This window comes from Kibdelosporangium philippinense, from assembly GCF_021390435.2.
GTDB lineage: Bacteria > Actinomycetota > Actinomycetes > Mycobacteriales > Pseudonocardiaceae > Kibdelosporangium > Kibdelosporangium philippinense.
Map to the genome: position 1 here is coordinate 68,887 of NZ_JAJVCN010000004.1, position 15,989 is coordinate 84,875.

A 15,989-nucleotide genomic window follows, 5' to 3' on the forward strand; every position below is an offset into this window, starting at 1 on the left:
TGATTACTCAGGACAACTGAGGGGGAGAGATGACTGAGGACGAGCGTCCGCCGCCCGCGGACGCGAAACCGCCTGAGTCAATGTGGGAACCGTTGCCGCGGCCGGAGACCATCCAGGGTGTCGGCCAGCGACGCAACTCGCCGCTGGCTTTGATCGCTGTGCTCGGTCTCGTACTCATGGTGGTGCTGGCGATTGGCGCGCCCGGCAGGCTCAAGTTCACCACCGAGGTCGCCGGAACCCCGTTACCCGGTCCGACCGTGGGCAACAAACCGAACGCGGCGCAGGCGCCCACCACCAGCGCGCCGACGACCAGCAAGTCGAACAAGCCGCGCTGGCAGGAACTCACCGAGGCCAACACGCTGCTGGCCCCCGGCATGCAACTGCCGCAGGTCACGTGCAAGCTGCCTGCGTTCGGGCGCTCGGCCGACCAGTTGCGGGCCTACTACCAGGCCATGATCGGCTGCCTCGACGAGGCGTGGAAGCCATTGCTGACCCAGTCCGATCACGTCTTCGAGTCGCCGAAGCTCAACGTCGACGAGGAGCCGAAGAGCACCTGCGGCACCCCGACCAGGCAGGAGGCCGTCGCCTTCTATTGCCCGAGGGACAAGGGAATCTTCATGCCCCGCAACCGGGTCACCGAGTCCATGGGCAGCAACCAGGGCGGCCACATCATGGTCCTCGCGCACGAGTATGGCCACCACGTGCAGGCCATGAGCGGCATCAACCACGGGATGGGCCTGAAAATGATCGGCCTTGCCGAGGACTCGCCGGAGTACTTGGAACTGACCCGCAGGATGGAGCTGCAGGCCGACTGCTTCTCCGGGATGTTCATCGGCGCCGCCGGTGGGCGTGGCTCGATCACCAAGGCGCTGAGCAACTCCGCGTCCTCGGCGTTCCGCAGTTCGGTCGCGGACAAGACGCACGGCAGCGTCAAACATCAGATCCAGTGGGGCACAGCCGGTGTGAAGAACAACAACACCGCGTCCTGCAACACCTGGCTGGCCCCGTCCGGCGAAGTCAGCTGAGTTTCTCCCAGAGGAACTCGAACACCAGTCCCCACTTGAAAGCCAGCTGCTCGTTGTCGGCGGCCGCGCCGTGGCCGCCTTCGATGTTCTCGTAATAGCGCACGTCGTGGCCGTGTTCGCGCATGCGAGCGACCATCTTGCGGGCGTGCCCCGGATGCACCCGATCGTCCCTTGTGGACGTCGCGAACAGCACCGGCGGGTACTTCGCGTCCGCCTTGACGTTCTGGTACGGCGAGTACGGCTCGATGTAGGCCCATTCCTCGGGCTTACGCGGATCGCCGTACTCCGCCATCCAGGAGGCGCCGGCCAGCAGCTCGTGGTACCGCTTCATGTCCAGCAACGGAACCTGGCACACGATCGCGCCGAACAGCTGCGGGTAGCGGGTCAGCATGACGCCCATCAGCAGACCGCCGTTGCTGCCGCCCTGAATGCCAAGCCGGTCCGGCGTTGTGATGCCGCGGTCGATCAGATCCTGCGCCACCGCGGCGAAATCCTCGTACACCAGGTGCCGGTTCTCTTTCACCGCCTGGAAATGCCAGTCCGGGCCGTACTCGCCGCCGCCGCGAAGGTTGGCCACGACATACGTTCCGCCGCGCGCCAACCACGCCCGGCCAACGTGCCCGAGGTAGCTGGGCGTCAACGAGACCTCGAACCCGCCGTACCCGGACAGCAGGGTCGGCCGCGCGGCCGGATCGTCCTTGCCCACCACGAAATACGGGATCTTGGTGCCGTCAGCCGAGGTCGCGAAGTGCTGGCGGACCTCGATCCCGGACGCGTCGAACCGGGCAGGCGCCTGCTTGAGGATCTCTGGCTCCCCGTCGACCGTGCCACGCCGCAGCGTCGCGGGTTCGGTGTAGCCACTGGAGTTCATGAAGTACTCGTCGCTGACGTCCGGATCGGTGTCGGTGATCTCGGACAGCGCACCCGCGGGCACACCGGCCAAAGGCGCGCGCTGCCAGCCGTCCGGGCCGGGCGTGAGCACCTCGATACGGCTCTGCACGTCGTGCAGGGTGTTGATGATGACGTGGTTCTTCGTCCACGTGTGGTAGGTCAGCGAAGTGTGCGCGTCCGGCTCGAACAGCACGTCGAATTCCCGTGCACCGGCAAGGAAATCATCGAACTTGGTGGCCAGCAGGGTGCCCGCGGGATAGGCCGCGTCGCCGACGGTCCACGCTGAGCGCAGCGTGATCAGCAGCCACTCGCGCTCGACGCCCATCTCGGCGTCGTCCGGGATCTCGATGCGGATCAGGTCACCGGATTCGCCGCGCAGAAAGCGTTCCGAGCGGTAGAAGTCGATGTTGCGGCCGACGAAATCGCGTTCGTAGCCGGGAGTCGGGTCGTGTGTGGCGTAGACCGACACGTCCTCGGGCTTGCCCTCGAACACCGTGACGGCTTCGGACAACGGCGTGCCGCGGCGCCATTCCTTGACAATGCGGGGATATCCGGACGAGGTCATCGAGTCGGGGCCGAAGTCCGTGCCCACGTACACCCGGTCGGCGTCGATCCAGCGCAGGAAGCTCTTGGCCTCCGGCAGTTCGAAACCGCCAGGCACGAACTCGCGCGTCGCCAGGTCGAACTCACGGACCACGGCGGCATCCGCGCCACCACGGGACAAGTTCACCAGCGCGAGGCGATACTCCGGACGCAGTACGGCGGCGCCGTCCCACACCCAGTTCTCGCTTTCGCTTTCGCCCAACGCATCAACGTCGAGCAATAGTTCCCAGTCGGGTTCGGCGAGCCGGTACTGATCGAGCGTGGTCCGGCGCCACAACCCACGCGGGTTCTCGGGCGTCTGCCAGAAGTTGTAGAGGTACTCACCGCGGCGGCGGATGTACGGGATCCGGTCGTCGGCGTCGAACACCGCGCGGATCTCGTCGCGCAGCTCGGCGAACCGGGCGCTGCCGGTCAGCTCGGCGACCGTCTCCGCGTTGCGCTCGCGGACCCACGCCATCGCGTCGTCCGCGGTCACCTCTTCCAGCCAGAGGTAGGGGTCGTCGTGCTCGCTCATGAACCCAGTGTGTCAGTCACCCCGCCAGGATGCGAGGACCGAATCGATCTTGGACCGGATAGTGTCCCTGGCCGCGTCACGGTCCACTCCGGACATCAGCAATTCGTCGTACTCGGTGTCCTCGTGGCGAATCGATGCCACCACCGCCCGCGTCATCGCTTCCTCGTCCAACGCCCGCCCGGCCGCCGAGCGCCCGACACGCCCGCTGCCACGTAGCCCGGTGTGCCGCGCGATCGCCTCGGCGCGGTCCGGCGGGCAATGCGGAAACAGTGTGCCGATCAACTCGGCCATTTTCGCGATCAGCACGACGTCTTCGTTCGCCCGGCGTTCCCGGTCGCGTTCACGTCGGCGCAGGCGGACCTCCTCGTCCGCCAGGCACGACTGTTCTGCCTGTTCCAGCGCGGATTCCTCGACCAGGATGCCGCGTCGCTGGTATCGCTTGCGGCGCGAGTCGAACTCGACGACCACCGCGGACAGGCCGCTGGCCTTCTTCGCGCGGCGGGTGATCGTGGCGTTGCCGGACGGCACCAGGATCAGGTGATCCATGTCCGCGCACGTCAGGCAGAGCGGGCCGGTGTTGTCCATGATCAGGTACGGGCCGGTGTCCTTGCAGCCGACGCAGGTCCAGTCCTTCTGCGGGATGACCACGACCAGATCGGGCGCGGTGTTCTGCTTGCGTGTCAGGGTTTCCCGCCGTTTGTCGGATAGCTCCGGCGATGTCCAGTGCATCCGGTACGCCCGTTCGGCCGATTCGTCCTGCCGCTGCGTGAATCGCAGCGGCCTGCGCCCGCGATTGGTTGACACGTAAGTGCTTTCGCCGACCGTCAGGCCCTTCGCGGTGGCCCAGCGCTCAAGGATCTCCCGTGCGTCGGTGAGTTTGTCCGGGCCGACGGCCGCGATCGCTTCGAGCGTGTCGACCTGTTCACGTTCCCAGCGCTCGATCTTGTGCAGCCAGCCGAGCCGGTGGAACACCGCGATCGGCGTGACGATCTTCGACTCGGCCAGTTGCTGCTCGGCCGCGGCGGCGACGCGGCGCTCCAGCTTCGAACGCGGCTCAAAATCCATCGTGTGCGGCTCCATAACGGCGGTAGCGTGCCGTCCCATGGTCCCAGCCGTGCGCACCGCGTCAGCCGCCGACTTGCCTACGCTCGGCGACATCGAACGCGCCGCCGACCGGGTTTTCGAAGCGGTCGGGATCGTGTTCCCGCCGGGCGGAACGGTCGTCGACACGGTGACTGATCCAGCGGACGTGCTGGTCGCAGGCGATCCGCCGGTGGCCTTCGCGTACGTCGGGCCGCTTGACGGGCATCTGCACCTGCATCAGATCGCCGTTGACCCGGCATACGCGCGGCAAGGCCTGGGAACCGCGCTCATGCAGGCCGTCATCGCTCGCGCGGGCGCTCGTGGCGTCACGCTGACCACATTCGCCGATGTGCCCTGGAACGGTCCGTGGTATGCCAAGCTTGGCTTCACTGTTCTCGCCGAACCCGGCCCTGAGCTGGCAGAACTCGTCCACGAGGAGCGGCTTGGCGGCCTCAACGCGCTGGGCGAGCGTTGGGTGATGTACCGGCCATCACGCATTCGAACATAACGGACACATTCCGTGATCTGTTGCTGATCACGTCCGACCGCCTAACCTGCTTGTTAGCAGGGTCACACCGGTGGTTGGGATGGAGGCACCTGATGCGGATCGCGGACCTGTTGCGTAGCAAAGGTTCTACCGTGGCGACGGCCGAACCGGGCACGCCGGTCAGAGAGCTGCTCGCGGCGCTAGCCGAGCACAATATCGGTGCGATGGTCGTCCTCGCCGCTGACGAGAGCGTGGCAGGCATCGTCTCGGAACGTGACGTCGTGCGCCGGTTGAACGACCGGGGCGCCGAACTCCTCGACGCGGCGGTCGTGGAAATCATGAGTACCGAGGTGTTCACGTGCGCACCCGACGACTCGGTCGACAGCCTCAGTGTGCTGATGACCGAGCGCCGGATCCGGCACGTGCCTGTGGTGCGCGACGGCAGGCTTGTCGGCATCGTCAGCATCGGTGACGTGGTCAAGAGCCGGATCAAGAAGCTGGAAGAAGACCAGCAGCAGCTCGAGGCCTACATCACCCAGGGTTAGATTTTTTTGATCACCTGGTCACGTTCGGCATCGGTCAGCTCGATGCCGAACGTGGCAGGCAATTCGCCGAGGATCTCGGCCGCGGTCAGCGTGCGCTTCTCGGTCTCACCGCTCGGCCGCGCCTTGACAAGCTCGTTCCCGACCAGAGCCGTGCGGAACTCCGGGCCGGTGCGCTGCGCGATGAGGCGCGCGGTCCAGTGCGAACCTGGCGCCCGCGCGGAGTAGAAATTGCTCATCTCGTAGTCGGCGAGGTACTGCCGCTCGGTGGTGAAGCCGTAGTAGCTGACCCATTCGCCCGCAGTCAACGACTGCAGCACCCACTGTTCCTCGATGCGCGTCAGCCGGAACGTCCACGCGCCCTGCCGCATCGTGCCTTCCTCGAACGGCATCGGTTCGAGCAGACCCCCGCCACCCCAGCCGACGTCGGTCAGCCACTGCCGCCCGTCCACCTCGGCCACCGCCATCATGTGCGTGCGGCCCCGCATCGGCCCGCCGCGCTGGCTGAGCCGTGGCCGGGCAAGCAGCCGCTGCACGGGAATGCCTAGCCGGTCAAGGGCTGCCGTGTAGAGCAGGTTGTGCTCGAAGCAGTAGCCACCGCGCTCGCGGCCGACGAGTTTCGCCTGCAGGCTCGGGATGTCCAGCTTGGGCACGTCACCGAGGAACACCTCGATGTTCTCGAACGGGATGCTGGCCACGTGGCCGGCGTGCACGGATTTCAGGGTCGGCTCGGCCACGCCGATCCGGCTCAGGTACGCATCGAGGTCGAGCTCTTCGGTTCCCCAGGTCATTCGCGCCATCCCTGTAGTTCCACGCCGCGCGTCACCTCGACCCGGAAGGCGACGCGGATGTCGGCGGTCTTACCGGGTTCCAGGGCCAGCTCCCAGGTCAGCTCACCGAGGTCGGTGCGCTTACCGGGTTCCGGCTTGCAGCTGACGTCCTTCACCGTGATCCCGTCGTCCCGCGACACCGGGATTTGGTCAAGAACAGTGACTTTTGTCGGACGCTTACTGTAATTGCCGACGGTGATCAGGTATTCCGCGTCCCTGCGCTTGGTGCGGCCGGTCACAGCCTTGCTGGCGCTCTGCTGGACGAGCTTGCGTTCGACCCGGATCTGGTCGTCGATGCCCAGGTTGAGCTCGATCTCCTCGCCGGTCGACCAGAAATCCAGCGTGGTCGTGCCGACGAACTGGCCCTCGTGGAAGATCGACACAGCGCCTGGCAGCAGCGTGTGCTCCGAGGTGTTCACGGCGGTGGCGCGGATGTAGGCCTCCAAGGTCTGGCTCGGCGCCGTGATGTGGTCGATTCGGGCATTGACGGCCTCGGCGTGGACCGTCGCGCGGTGGGAGGTGCCGTCCGATGGCACGGCCACAGGCCTCGTCGGGCGGTAGATCGCCGCGGTTGTGGTGTGTTCGACGGCCATCACGGCGTCCACCGCGCCCGGTGCGCCGTAGACCGCTTGTTCAGCCGCCATCATCATCGGTACAGGTGCTGCGGGCGGCCTCACGCGGTCCAAGTACCACGGTTCAAGCTCGGGGATGTCCACGGAGACCGCGGGCCGCGCGGTCGACAGCGCGAGCTCGCACTGGGGCCAGTCCTCGCCGCTGAACTGAGTGATTTCGGCGTACCAGGAGATCCAGAGGGACTCGCCGTCGAGCCTGATGTCGTAGCTGGACGTCCAGGATGCCTCGTTGACCACGTAGGACAGTTCAATGTCGACAGTCGTATTGTCGGCTGCTTCCAGTTCGACGCGCGCGGCCTGCTGGTCGGGCGTCTGATGTGTCCGCAGCGCGGCGAGTTCCCGGCTGACCGCGTCCAACTCCTCTTGGATGCTGACCCGTTGCTGGGCCAGTTCCCGTTTGCGGGCAAGCACGTCGGCGAGCTGGTTGCCGATGGAGTCGGTAAGGTCGGCGATCCGATCCGGCTGGATTTCGCCTTTGGCCAGGGCTTTCGCGAACGTGCCACCGGCCCGTCGGCGCAGCCCGGTCAGCAGTTCGATCCGGCTGTCCTCGACGGCGACCGTGTCGGTCAGTTCCTGCAGCCCGTTGGTCAGTCCGCGGAGTTTTCCCTCTAGTTCAACGACTTTGGCATCGTCTGACCGCGGTTTGTGTGCTGTGGTGAGCGAAACTCCGACGACCCTGGCTTCGCCGTGGCAGCGAACGCGGACGGAGTCCCGTTGCATGCTGAGCGGCAACCCGTTGATCTCGATCGGCTCGTTGTTGGCGAGTGTGACCGTGGCTCGCCGCGTCACCCGCGCCTGCCCGGGGTACACGGTCACTGCCACGATCGGTGCTTGCACGGTCACCCTCGCGAGATTACCGCCATTCATGTACGTAATCGCGTTTCGAGGCGCCTGATCGGGGGTGAGCCATTAAGCTCGCGACGATGTCAGACACCCCGTACTCGCAGACGAGCGCGGCCCGGATAGGTGGCCTGCTGCTGGTCATCGGTGGTGGGCTGGCGCTGGTGTTGTGTGTCGGGGTTCCTGGGTTCGTGCACGGCTACACGACGCCAACGGCATTCGTGGCTTGTATCGCTGTGGTGATCGGATTGTTCTGCGTGCTGAACCCGCGGCGGATCCCGCATTGGTTCGTGTGCGGCCTAGGGCCGTTGGGCACGGTGCTCATAGCGATGTCGTCGATCCTCACCCGCACGACCACCGACGGCAGTGAGCTGCTTTACCTGTGGCCCGTGCTGTTCAGTGCCTACTTCCTGTCGTGGCGCAATGCGCTGTTCAACGTGGTGTTGATTGCGGTCAGCTACCCGCCCATCGCGATCTCGATCTTGGGTGTCGCGGGCATAACGCCGTCCGTGTACATGGTCGGCACGGCCGTTGTGACGCTTGTGGTGACTGCGAGCCTGCGTCGCCAGGTGAACCGGTTGGTTTCATCGATCGCGCTGGAGGCGCGTACGGACAAGCTCACGGATCTTCCCAATCGGCGATCGTGGGATGACCGGTTCGCGGATCATGTCTCGCGTGCGGCGCCCATGTGTTTGTTGATGATCGACCTTGACTTCTTCAAGCGGCTGAATGACACGCAGGGGCATGCGGCGGGGGACTCGGCGCTCGCGTTTGTCGCTGGCGTGTTGCGAGCACAGACCCGACCAACGGATGTGCTTGCCCGCATCGGCGGCGAGGAATTCGGCGCGGCACTGAGAGATTGCGCCCTCGCCGACGGTTTGCGACGCGCGGAACAGATCCGCAGTGCTGTGGAGAGCGAGTCCACGCTGACAGTCAGTGTCGGTGTCGCCGCGCTGCACATTGATGCGACAACGGATCGCGCTTTGATGGCGGCCGCGGATGGCGCGCTGTACTCGGCCAAGCGGTCAGGGCGCAACGCCGTGCGCGCTGTTTCCGTTGACACGCCTACGTCTTGAGCGAAATACTGTGTGGGTGATTAAGGAGCATCCCGCGAATCGCGGATGAGCGCCCAGATGTGGGTGCGGACAGCCACGGAGATCCGTCGGCAACGCCGCCGCAAAGCCCATTCTTGCTGGAACCACCTGATCATCGCGCCCTTATGGCCCATGCACGGCGTCAACCTGGGGACTTTGCTGCGGACGTGTGATGCTGTTGGTGCGTGTATGGCAGTTCCGCGTCTGCCGTGGGTTCCTGCGGCTTTGCAGACCGGGAATACGCTGCGGCAGCCTTCGTGCGTGCACTGGGTCAAGGGACCGGTTCGGTGGCTTCGGGATCAGCGCGAGTCTTCAGACATCGTTGGGGTGGAGTTGACCGACGAGTCCATCCGCTTGGCATCCTTGCCACCGGCTCGCCGCCGGACAGTTGTCGTCCTTGGCCACGAACGCACCGGGATTCCGCCTGAGGCAACAGAACTACTGGACGTGGCCGTGGAGATTCCCATGGTCGGCACGGGCGTGAGCTTGAACGTGGCGGTCGCTGGATCCCTTGTGGCGTATAAACTCGCGGGTCTGGTCTGACACAATGTCTCGGGTGCGTTCAGTTGAAGATGCCGTGCCGCTGGCGCGAAGCTTGCTCGGCCAGTCGATTCCTTCTGTAGAGGAGTTGTTCGAGGCTGTGCGGGCGTACGCCCAGCTTGAGTTCGCGGCGGATGATGACGGCTTCTTGCTTCAGTACTGCGCTGGCAGCTGGAACGATCCGCCGGTGTTCGAGGCCGGTTTCACCCGCCAGTTCGACGACGACAAGGGCCTGCTCCAGATCGACCTGATGTACGGCTATGCCGTGGACGCCGAGCTGAAGTCGTTGTGCGGGAACGGTGAATGGTGGTTTCGAGGCTATGGCGTGCCGTTCGACTCTTGGCTTTCGTCAGCACGGGACCATGAGATTTGGGAGGTTCTGCGTACTCGAAGTCCTACCGGGTTCGCCGTGTCGCAGGACCGGCCAGGGTGCTGAGGAAATCGGATGCTGTCGCGTGGGCCGTCTGCCACTCTGCTGCGAGTGGAGGATGCCGCGAACAAGGACGTGATTGTCCGGTTGACCGCTGATGAAGCGCTTGTCTTGTCCGACTGGCTGTATCGCCTCGGGGAAGAGGGCGGGATCGACGACGACGCCATCTGGCGGGTTGTCGGAACGCTGGAGACGAGCGTGGCTGCGATCTTCGGGCGCGACTACTACGCGCAGCTGGCCGATGCGAGATTGCGAATCCTCAAGGCGCCGCGCAAAACAGTTGTCGGCTGGCTGAAGCTGGAGAACCTGAAGGGGTTCCTGATCGTACTGTCGAACATTGTCAGCTATCGGTTCGACGATTTCGACTGGGGCGCTTTCGAAGCAGGCCTTGAACCCGCCGCCGACGATGAATGGTTCACATATCCCTTGGTGGGAAACGTGACCCTCGAAGTCGCGATCTCACGAGACATCGAGGAAGACCACGTCACCATCCGGGTTGACGTCCCACCAGGAGCTGAACGGCTCATCGGGCAGATCGAGACGGCGTGGATGATCTTCACCCACTTCACCGTGTCACCCGACGTCATGTACTTCCAAGCTTGTTCTTTAACCTGCCACTGAGGGACTTGTGGCTGGGTTCTCGTCATTCTCGTCGCTCAGGTCGTATTCGTCGACGTCCAAAGTGGTTCGGGTAGAGCTCAGGAACTGGAGTATCAGTGGCGACAGGCTCCAGCCCAGTGGGCGTGGTTGCCCCAGCATCGGCAAGGAGCCGTCGGGCGGAGCTTGGACGCCTTCCTCGTGGTGGAAGTAGCGCACGACCTCCATGACCGGGCTGACGTCGGGGTCGGTGACGAGAGTGACCAGCCTGGGATGAACTGGGCTCAACCGATCGACGAGGTGCTGGATTTGGTCATCGACGCTCTCGGTGCTCCGACGAACGATCTTCCAAGCGTGACAGCGGGGCACACGATGCTCGGGGTGTCGACTGCCCATCACCATGACCTCGTCCGGCTGCATGAGAAGCCGGTTGGTGATGTCTTTTGCAGACATGGTGGTGCTCTTGAGCGCGAAGTAGCAGTACTGCAAAGTCCGCATGCGGCCATTCTTGACCGGCACGGTCATCGAGCGCCAACGAGATTCAGGTCTGCCCGTAGGAACCCGGTTGATCATGGGCTGCGGTGATCAGTGTGCATGATCCCGATCGGGAGGCGGCGTTCGGGGAGTTAGTCAGGTTCCGCCGTGTCAGACCGGCTGGGCAGATGCGTTGTTCGAGCTTGCCGATGCGGTGCTGTGCACCGACGGTCCGGTACGGTCAACTCCGAGATCGGAGAAGCCCGTTCCCACGGACAAGCGGTATAAAACTGCCGCAGCGGTACGTCGACCTTCTGTATGTCCGCAATGGCGGGACACCGGTGCGGCCGCGTTGTCCGACCAATTTTGAGACGTCGTGGGCTCCGGATCACTTTGAAATCAGCGCGATTCTCGGTATCGGCGGGTCGCCGGGACTTGAGAACAGCGCGTACATGATCGCCGAGTGGGAGTATCCGGACATCGGCTTGGTCATCTGCTCTACGCCATCCGGTGGGCATGACACGGTGATGCTCGATCGCTCCGGGGCCGTGGTCTACATCGACGAGGACCGGGTGCCCAGGCAGGCCGCGCGTTCCATTGAGGAGTTCGTCGCCATGCTGTACTGATCCGACTGTGGCGTACGAGTTGACGTTCTACTGCCAAACTGCGTTGGATGAGCCCGAGGTGACTCTGGCAAAGCTGTTCCGGCAGATGGCGAAGGGCGGGACGCGGGTTCAGGTTTTCGGGCGGGGATTCGCGGAAGGCACCATGAATGCTGGACTTCACCTCGAATCCGACCCTCCCGCGAAGGCCATCGTGGTTGAAATCAGCAACGATCCCGAAATCGCCACGGAGGTCCTGGCCGAGGATCCTACTGGGCGGGTGAAGTACGCCAACACGATCGTCAGGCTCAGCGGGACAGGCATCAACTGGGTGCTTGTGCGTGCGATATGGCTGGCAATCGAGGCTTTGTGGCCCACGGTTGCCTACGACGAGGTCGATGGATTCGATATCACCGTGAACATGGTGAGCTAGCGGGTGTCGCGGGCCGCGGCTTCTTCAGGCGTCGGCGCCGTACCGCCGAGGTGTGCGGGGAGCCACCACGGATCGGACTGCGGTGTCTCCGGGTAGTCGTTGGACTTGGTCGAGCAAGGCGCTCATGCGGGCACGCAGGTCCTGGGTGAGGACGTCCTGGTCGTCATCGAGGGTTGGGTAGAAGGGGTCTCCCGCGCGGATCAGGATCGGGACGTGTCGCTGGGTGAGGTTCTTCGGGCGGCCCTTCGTCCAGAGGCGCTGGCTGCCCCAGACCGTCATGGGGATGACAGGCACGCCTGCCTCCGCGGCCATTCGTACCGCGCCGCTTTTGATGCCCTTCACTGTGAACGACTGGCTGATGGTCGCCTCGGGGAACACGCCTACTACCTCACCGGCGCGCAGGGCCGCTACGGCTTGCTGGTACGAGGCTTGGCCTGCGTCTCGGTCGACCGCGATGTGGTGCATGCCACGCATAAGTGGACCGGCGATACGGTTGGCGAAGATCTCGTGCTTGGCCATGAACCGGGTTTTGCGCTTCGCCGGTAAGCCTGCCAGGCCGCAGAAAATGAAGTCGAGGTAGCTGACGTGCGTGCACGCGAGCACCGCGCCACCTCGGGCCGGGATGTGTTCGCTGCCCTGCATGTCCAGCCGCAGATCAAGCACGCGGAACATGGTCTTGGCGGCCAGGATGACGGGCGGGTACACGAGCTCCACGGGCCCTCATTTCGTCGAGTGTTGTCCGTTTCGCACGGATACTCATTCCCATACTCCCAGTCCGAACACCCCAGGGTGCTGTGGCGCTCAGCACGTTCACCGGCCCCTAGGGTGACGGCATGAGCGCATCCGGGGTGGGGCCGTTCGACAACGACCACGCGATGGACTTGGTCGACGATTCGGGTCTTGTTCGCGCTTTCCCGCGTGACGGCTGAAGATTCCGAGGCTTATCTGCTGTGGCACGACGCCGGCGCCGGTGATCGATGGCTAGCCGAGGTACAGCACCTGCTGGATGAAACGATCGAGATCTTACAAGGTACGCCGCCAGGCCAACCCCTAACCTGACGGCTTCTTCAAACGGGGTCAGTCGCGGACGGCGGCTACTTCCGAGGCACTGCGCGCGGTGCACGTTTGGACCCACAGTTCGTAGCCGCCCAGCGCACGTGAGCAGTTCCACTTGGTCCAGCGGCCTGCTTGCGCGCCACTGCTACCGGCCCAGTCACAGCTTCGCTTGGTGCTGAAGCCTTCTTCCTGTTTCTTGGCCGGTGTGCAGCCCTGGACCGTGGCTTCAGCCGCGCATGCTTCGGCCGCGGACACCGTTTGCATGGTCACCAATGATCCGGCGGCGACGGCTGTCAGGACCGCGCCGCGGATCAGAACTCGAATACCCATGCCCGCGAGTCTCGCATGATCTTGAACGAACCTGTTGCGGGATAACTCACAACAGGCATACCTGCAGAATTCTTCTCAGTCCGCGTGCAGGGTGATCGTCGTCCATGCTCCGATGTGGACACGGTCCCCGTCGGTCAATGTCCTTGGCGTGTTGGGTTTCAGCATGTCCCTGCGGTAGTTCAGGGTTGTTCCGTTGGCTGAGTTGATGTCCACGATCGCCCAGCCGCCATCCGCTTCCGCCACAAGCAATGCGTGCAGCCTTGACACGCCTGGGTCTTCCGGTGGACCGGTCAGGTCGATGTCCGGCTGGATTCCGCGCGTCGCGCTCCGGCGGCCAATGCTCACTTGCTCGCCACGCAGTTCGAAATGCCGGTCTGGGCAGTACGGCGGGAACATGATCGAGTCCGCGTCCGGGCCGCCGTCGGCTTTCACGCTCTCGTAGTACTTCCGGTCGGCCGACACCACCACCGACCAGGTACGAACGCCACCGTTGGCCACCGGCTCGGGCGCGGGAGATTGAGGCGTGGCAAGGGAATCCGCGCCACAGTCCTCGCAGAAGCGGTCGTCCAACGGAGCCCCGCAGGACGGGCACTCCCGAGTCTGCGCAGGCTCAGGTGGCGCCACCGCGGGAGCTGGTGAAGCCTCGGCCAGGCCGCAGATCTCACAGAAGCCGTCTTCGCCCCACGAATGTTCACACGTCGTGGACATCAGTCCTCCCCGGACTTTCTGCCGACGCGCTTGGTCACCTGCGATCTGCTTTCCAGTGTCATCGCGTCGACCGCGGCCACCTCGCGCTTGAGCCGAATCGTGCCGTGCACGGGATCCACCACGTCCACTACCTTTGCCAGCAGCTTCGCGGTGTCCTCGTGGCCCGACTCGTGCGCCAGTTTCACCGCGCGGCCGAGCTTCGCTGTCGCCGTCTCGATCTGGCCAGCTCGTTGCGCTTCAAGGCCTTCCTCGATCACCGACGCCAGCTCTGCCTGTCCGGTGTAGTGAGCGACCTCCGGGTTGATCTTCGTTGACAGCGCCGTGTCATCCGTCCACACCGCGAGGACCTGGCCCTTGCCGAGCACGTCACCGGCAGCGGAGACCAAGCTGACTCGGCCTGCCAGCATCTTGTCGCCGATGTTCGCCGGGTTCACCTGGATGCACACGTGATAGTCACGGCTTTCCGAGCCCCACGCGCCCGTCGGGTAGTCGCCGCTGCGAGGCGCCGTTTCGACCCGGCGGCCGGTCAGGTCGGTCAGGGTCGGCTCGACTTGCTTGACGAACTTCACCGTGGCGCCTTGTGGCGTCCACAACCGGAGTGACACGTCCGCGATCTCCTTGCCCATCGCGTTCGACGTCATCGCCTGGAAGTCCGCTTCGAGATCGGACGGCTCCGCCACGATGTCCACCGTGCCGAGCAGGGCCGTCGAGATCTTCCTGAGTTCCTTGACTTCCCAGTCCGTTCCGACGCCACGGCAGTCGCACACGAAGTTGCCAGTGACCGTTTCCAGGATTCGTTCCAGTTTCGCCGGACGCTCGTGCACGTTCTGGCCGTCGGTGAGCAGGATCGCGTGCCGCAACGGGTTCTGCTGGGTCGCGAACAGTTCACGGGCCAGCAGCAGCCATTCGCCCATCGCGGTTCCGCCGTCCGCGCGCAGGGCGTTCACCGCGCGCTTCGCTTCGTTGCGCGACACCGTTGTCGCCGGGCGCATGCCGAGCCGTGGCGGGTACACCAAGTCGGCCCGTTCGGAGCCGGACACCACCGCGAAGTTCACGCCGTCGCGCAACGCGTCGATTGCCGCGTTGGTCGCGACTTTCGCCGCGGCCAGCTTGGTCGGCGGATGCTGCATCGAACCCGAGGTGTCGATGATGATCACTTCGGCGGCCTCAGCGTCCGGAGGCGCTGTTACTGCCGAGGGACTGCCCGAAGCCGTGACCGTCACGATCGCGTTGACCTCAGCCGCTCCCTGCGGCAGATACTCGTTTTGATATACCTCGATCTGAAAATCCGTCACGGCAATCTCCCCTCCCAAGGAACAACCACAACGGTGATGTTGTCGTGCCCGCCAAGCTCATTGGCGATACTGGTCAACTCGGCCGCGACTTTCAATGGTTCCGCGTCAGAAACCTTGGCCGCCAACGACTCCGCGTCCGGCAAGTAGTTCCACAGGCCGTCACTGCACACGATCAGCCTGCCCGGCGCCTCCGGCGTGAGCACCGTGACGTGCGGCGGCGCGGCCTCGGCATCGGCGCCGACCCAGCGGGCCAGCGCGTGCGCGTTCAGGCTCGCCGACGCTTCTGCTTCATCCATCCCGGCCGCGACCAGTTGCGCGACCAACGTGTCATCCGTGGTCAGCCTGCGGGAGGGCACATCGGGGGAGGAGGACACCCAATATGCCCTGCTGTCACCGATCCAGCCCACCGTGATCTCGGTCGGTGTCACGATCGCCGACACGAACGTGCACGAAGGCGCTGTCTCTGGGGAGTTCGGCCGGGCCAGTTCGCCGACTGCCGAATACGCCGCCGCGCCACCGTCTTCCGTCGCCGAACGCGGGGAAGCGCCGGACAACAGTGAGTCCACAATGGACTCCAGGGCCGCGTCGACCGCGGTCTGGGACGCCGAATCCGCCCGTTCGGTCGAACCGACACCGTCACACAGCACCGCGACCACCGTTTGCGGCGAACCCAAGGGACCGACCACGCCGAAGGCTATGGAGTCCTCGTTACGCGCACGAGCCCTGCCGCGGTCGCTGACCCCGGCCACCAGTTCGAGGTCGTACTCCATTCGGTCTCTGCCGGTTGGCTGCGCACGGCCGCACGTCTCGCAGAACCCGTCGGCCGCCACTTCGCAACCGCAGCCGACGCACCCGGCATCGCCGACGCGGCCGATCGGCCCGCCGGCTGGGGTCCTGCGCAACTGAAGGCTGCCGCCGCAGTTCTCGCAGTAGCGGTCGGTGGCCTCGGCGGGCTCTCCGCAGTCAGGGCAAGTCACGTGCTG

General features: G+C 64.8%; 19 protein-coding genes and 1 pseudogene. 10 read left to right on the plus strand and 10 right to left on the minus strand.

The annotated features are described in order from the left end of the window. The first annotated feature begins 29 nt into the window (after positions 1–29). Complete coding sequence (locus tag LWC34_RS43215) at positions 30–1,025, plus strand: neutral zinc metallopeptidase (RefSeq protein WP_233731111.1); 996 nt, start codon at positions 30–32, stop codon at positions 1,023–1,025. Here the strand turns inward: LWC34_RS43215 and LWC34_RS43220 are convergent. After that, complete coding sequence (locus tag LWC34_RS43220; RefSeq protein WP_233731112.1) at positions 1,018–3,033, minus strand: prolyl oligopeptidase family serine peptidase; 2,016 nt, start codon at positions 3,031–3,033, stop codon at positions 1,018–1,020. The two genes, LWC34_RS43215 and LWC34_RS43220, sit on opposite strands and share 8 nt — an antisense overlap. A gap of 12 nt (positions 3,034–3,045) precedes the next feature. After that, positions 3,046–4,098, minus strand: coding sequence for a DUF2293 domain-containing protein (locus LWC34_RS43225; RefSeq protein WP_233731113.1), 1,053 nt, complete (start codon positions 4,096–4,098; stop codon positions 3,046–3,048). A 49-nt stretch (positions 4,099–4,147) separates the two neighbouring features. Between LWC34_RS43225 and LWC34_RS43230 the strand changes: the two genes are divergently transcribed. Further along, a complete protein-coding gene (locus tag LWC34_RS43230; RefSeq protein WP_233731114.1) occupies positions 4,148–4,624 on the plus strand; it encodes a GNAT family N-acetyltransferase in 477 nt (158 codons plus the stop codon). A 92-nt stretch (positions 4,625–4,716) separates the two neighbouring features. After that, entirely contained in the window at positions 4,717–5,148 is a 432-nt protein-coding gene (locus tag LWC34_RS43235; RefSeq protein ID WP_233731115.1) for a CBS domain-containing protein, read from the plus strand. Here the strand turns inward: LWC34_RS43235 and LWC34_RS43240 are convergent. After that, positions 5,145–5,936: an arylamine N-acetyltransferase family protein gene (locus LWC34_RS43240; RefSeq protein WP_233731116.1), complete on the minus strand. Its 792-nt coding sequence runs from the start codon at positions 5,934–5,936 to the stop codon at positions 5,145–5,147. The genes LWC34_RS43235 and LWC34_RS43240 overlap by 4 nt on opposite strands. Further along, positions 5,933–7,450: a mucoidy inhibitor MuiA family protein gene (locus tag LWC34_RS43245; RefSeq protein ID WP_233731117.1), complete on the minus strand. Its 1,518-nt coding sequence runs from the start codon at positions 7,448–7,450 to the stop codon at positions 5,933–5,935. Before LWC34_RS43245 ends, LWC34_RS43240 begins: the two co-directional genes overlap by 4 nt. 80 nt (positions 7,451–7,530) lie before the next feature. Here LWC34_RS43245 and LWC34_RS43250 point away from each other — a divergent pair, with 80 nt between their 5' ends. The 4 genes from LWC34_RS43250 (at position 7,531) to LWC34_RS43265 (ending at position 10,132) form a co-directional block, all read left to right on the plus strand. Further along, entirely contained in the window at positions 7,531–8,523 is a 993-nt protein-coding gene (locus LWC34_RS43250; RefSeq protein WP_233731118.1) for a GGDEF domain-containing protein, read from the plus strand. 150 nt (positions 8,524–8,673) lie between these two features. Continuing rightward, positions 8,674–9,084, plus strand: coding sequence for a TrmH family RNA methyltransferase (locus LWC34_RS43255; protein ID WP_284051912.1), 411 nt, complete (start codon positions 8,674–8,676; stop codon positions 9,082–9,084). Positions 9,085–9,097: 13 nt separating this feature from the next. Then, positions 9,098–9,517 carry a hypothetical protein gene (locus LWC34_RS43260; protein WP_233731120.1) on the plus strand — a complete coding sequence of 140 codons (420 nt, stop codon included), beginning with the start codon at positions 9,098–9,100 and terminating at the stop codon, positions 9,515–9,517. A gap of 9 nt (positions 9,518–9,526) precedes the next feature. Next, complete coding sequence (locus LWC34_RS43265) at positions 9,527–10,132, plus strand: hypothetical protein (protein WP_233731121.1); 606 nt, start codon at positions 9,527–9,529, stop codon at positions 10,130–10,132. Here the strand turns inward: LWC34_RS43265 and LWC34_RS43270 are convergent. Further along, positions 10,118–10,606 (minus strand): DUF4279 domain-containing protein, encoded by a 489-nt coding sequence (locus LWC34_RS43270; protein WP_233731122.1) that lies wholly within the window; start codon positions 10,604–10,606, stop codon positions 10,118–10,120. The genes LWC34_RS43265 and LWC34_RS43270 overlap by 15 nt on opposite strands. A 185-nt stretch (positions 10,607–10,791) precedes the next feature. Between LWC34_RS43270 and LWC34_RS43275 the strand changes: the two genes are divergently transcribed. Beyond that, a complete protein-coding gene (locus tag LWC34_RS43275; RefSeq protein ID WP_233731123.1) occupies positions 10,792–11,208 on the plus strand; it encodes an SMI1/KNR4 family protein in 417 nt (138 codons plus the stop codon). 7 nt (positions 11,209–11,215) lie between these two features. Next, on the plus strand, positions 11,216–11,617 hold the full coding sequence (locus tag LWC34_RS43280; protein ID WP_233731124.1) for a hypothetical protein: 402 nt from the start codon (positions 11,216–11,218) through the stop codon (positions 11,615–11,617). On the opposite strand, the pseudogene LWC34_RS43285 reads toward LWC34_RS43280, so the two are convergent. Beyond that, positions 11,614–12,289, minus strand: a pseudogene (locus LWC34_RS43285) (lysophospholipid acyltransferase family protein). The gene LWC34_RS43280 and the pseudogene LWC34_RS43285 overlap by 4 nt on opposite strands. Positions 12,290–12,450: 161 nt before the next feature. Here LWC34_RS43285 and LWC34_RS43290 point away from each other — a divergent pair. Continuing rightward, entirely contained in the window at positions 12,451–12,546 is a 96-nt protein-coding gene (locus LWC34_RS43290; RefSeq protein ID WP_233731125.1) for a DUF4259 domain-containing protein, read from the plus strand. Positions 12,547–12,694: 148 nt separating this feature from the next. On the opposite strand, the gene LWC34_RS43295 is transcribed toward LWC34_RS43290, so the two are convergent. The 4 genes from LWC34_RS43295 to LWC34_RS43310 form a co-directional block, all read right to left on the minus strand. Beyond that, positions 12,695–13,003 (minus strand): hypothetical protein, encoded by a 309-nt coding sequence (locus tag LWC34_RS43295; protein ID WP_233731126.1) that lies wholly within the window; start codon positions 13,001–13,003, stop codon positions 12,695–12,697. A gap of 75 nt (positions 13,004–13,078) precedes the next feature. Continuing rightward, positions 13,079–13,711: an FHA domain-containing protein gene (locus LWC34_RS43300; RefSeq protein ID WP_233731127.1), complete on the minus strand. Its 633-nt coding sequence runs from the start codon at positions 13,709–13,711 to the stop codon at positions 13,079–13,081. Next, positions 13,711–15,006, minus strand: coding sequence for a vWA domain-containing protein (locus tag LWC34_RS43305; protein ID WP_233731128.1), 1,296 nt, complete (start codon positions 15,004–15,006; stop codon positions 13,711–13,713). The genes LWC34_RS43300 and LWC34_RS43305 overlap by 1 nt, the downstream gene beginning before the upstream one ends. Beyond that, entirely contained in the window at positions 15,003–15,983 is a 981-nt protein-coding gene (locus LWC34_RS43310) for a PP2C family protein-serine/threonine phosphatase (protein ID WP_233731129.1), read from the minus strand. The genes LWC34_RS43305 and LWC34_RS43310 overlap by 4 nt, the downstream gene beginning before the upstream one ends. Between the last annotated feature and the right edge of the window lie 6 nt (positions 15,984–15,989).

What these genes read in the sequence shown, in the direction of transcription:
- LWC34_RS43225 (WP_233731113.1), bottom strand. Translation starts at nt 4,098, where the DNA reads ATGGATTTTGAGCCGCGTTCGAAGCTGGAGCGCCGCGTCGCCGCCGCG.
- LWC34_RS43215 (WP_233731111.1), top strand. Translation starts at nt 30, where the DNA reads ATGACTGAGGACGAGCGTCCGCCGCCCGCGGACGCGAAACCGCCTGAG.
- LWC34_RS43275 (WP_233731123.1), top strand. Translation starts at nt 10,792, where the DNA reads ATGCGGTGCTGTGCACCGACGGTCCGGTACGGTCAACTCCGAGATCGG.
- LWC34_RS43300 (WP_233731127.1), bottom strand. Translation starts at nt 13,711, where the DNA reads ATGTCCACGACGTGTGAACATTCGTGGGGCGAAGACGGCTTCTGTGAG.
- LWC34_RS43270 (WP_233731122.1), bottom strand. Translation starts at nt 10,606, where the DNA reads ATGCGGACTTTGCAGTACTGCTACTTCGCGCTCAAGAGCACCACCATG.
- LWC34_RS43235 (WP_233731115.1), top strand. Translation starts at nt 4,717, where the DNA reads ATGCGGATCGCGGACCTGTTGCGTAGCAAAGGTTCTACCGTGGCGACG.
- LWC34_RS43250 (WP_233731118.1), top strand. Translation starts at nt 7,531, where the DNA reads ATGTCAGACACCCCGTACTCGCAGACGAGCGCGGCCCGGATAGGTGGC.
- LWC34_RS43295 (WP_233731126.1), bottom strand. Translation starts at nt 13,003, where the DNA reads ATGGGTATTCGAGTTCTGATCCGCGGCGCGGTCCTGACAGCCGTCGCC.
- LWC34_RS43290 (WP_233731125.1), top strand. Translation starts at nt 12,451, where the DNA reads ATGAGCGCATCCGGGGTGGGGCCGTTCGACAACGACCACGCGATGGAC.
- LWC34_RS43240 (WP_233731116.1), bottom strand. Translation starts at nt 5,936, where the DNA reads ATGACCTGGGGAACCGAAGAGCTCGACCTCGATGCGTACCTGAGCCGG.
- LWC34_RS43220 (WP_233731112.1), bottom strand. Translation starts at nt 3,033, where the DNA reads ATGAGCGAGCACGACGACCCCTACCTCTGGCTGGAAGAGGTGACCGCG.
- LWC34_RS43255 (WP_284051912.1), top strand. Translation starts at nt 8,674, where the DNA reads ATGCACGGCGTCAACCTGGGGACTTTGCTGCGGACGTGTGATGCTGTT.
- LWC34_RS43265 (WP_233731121.1), top strand. Translation starts at nt 9,527, where the DNA reads ATGCTGTCGCGTGGGCCGTCTGCCACTCTGCTGCGAGTGGAGGATGCC.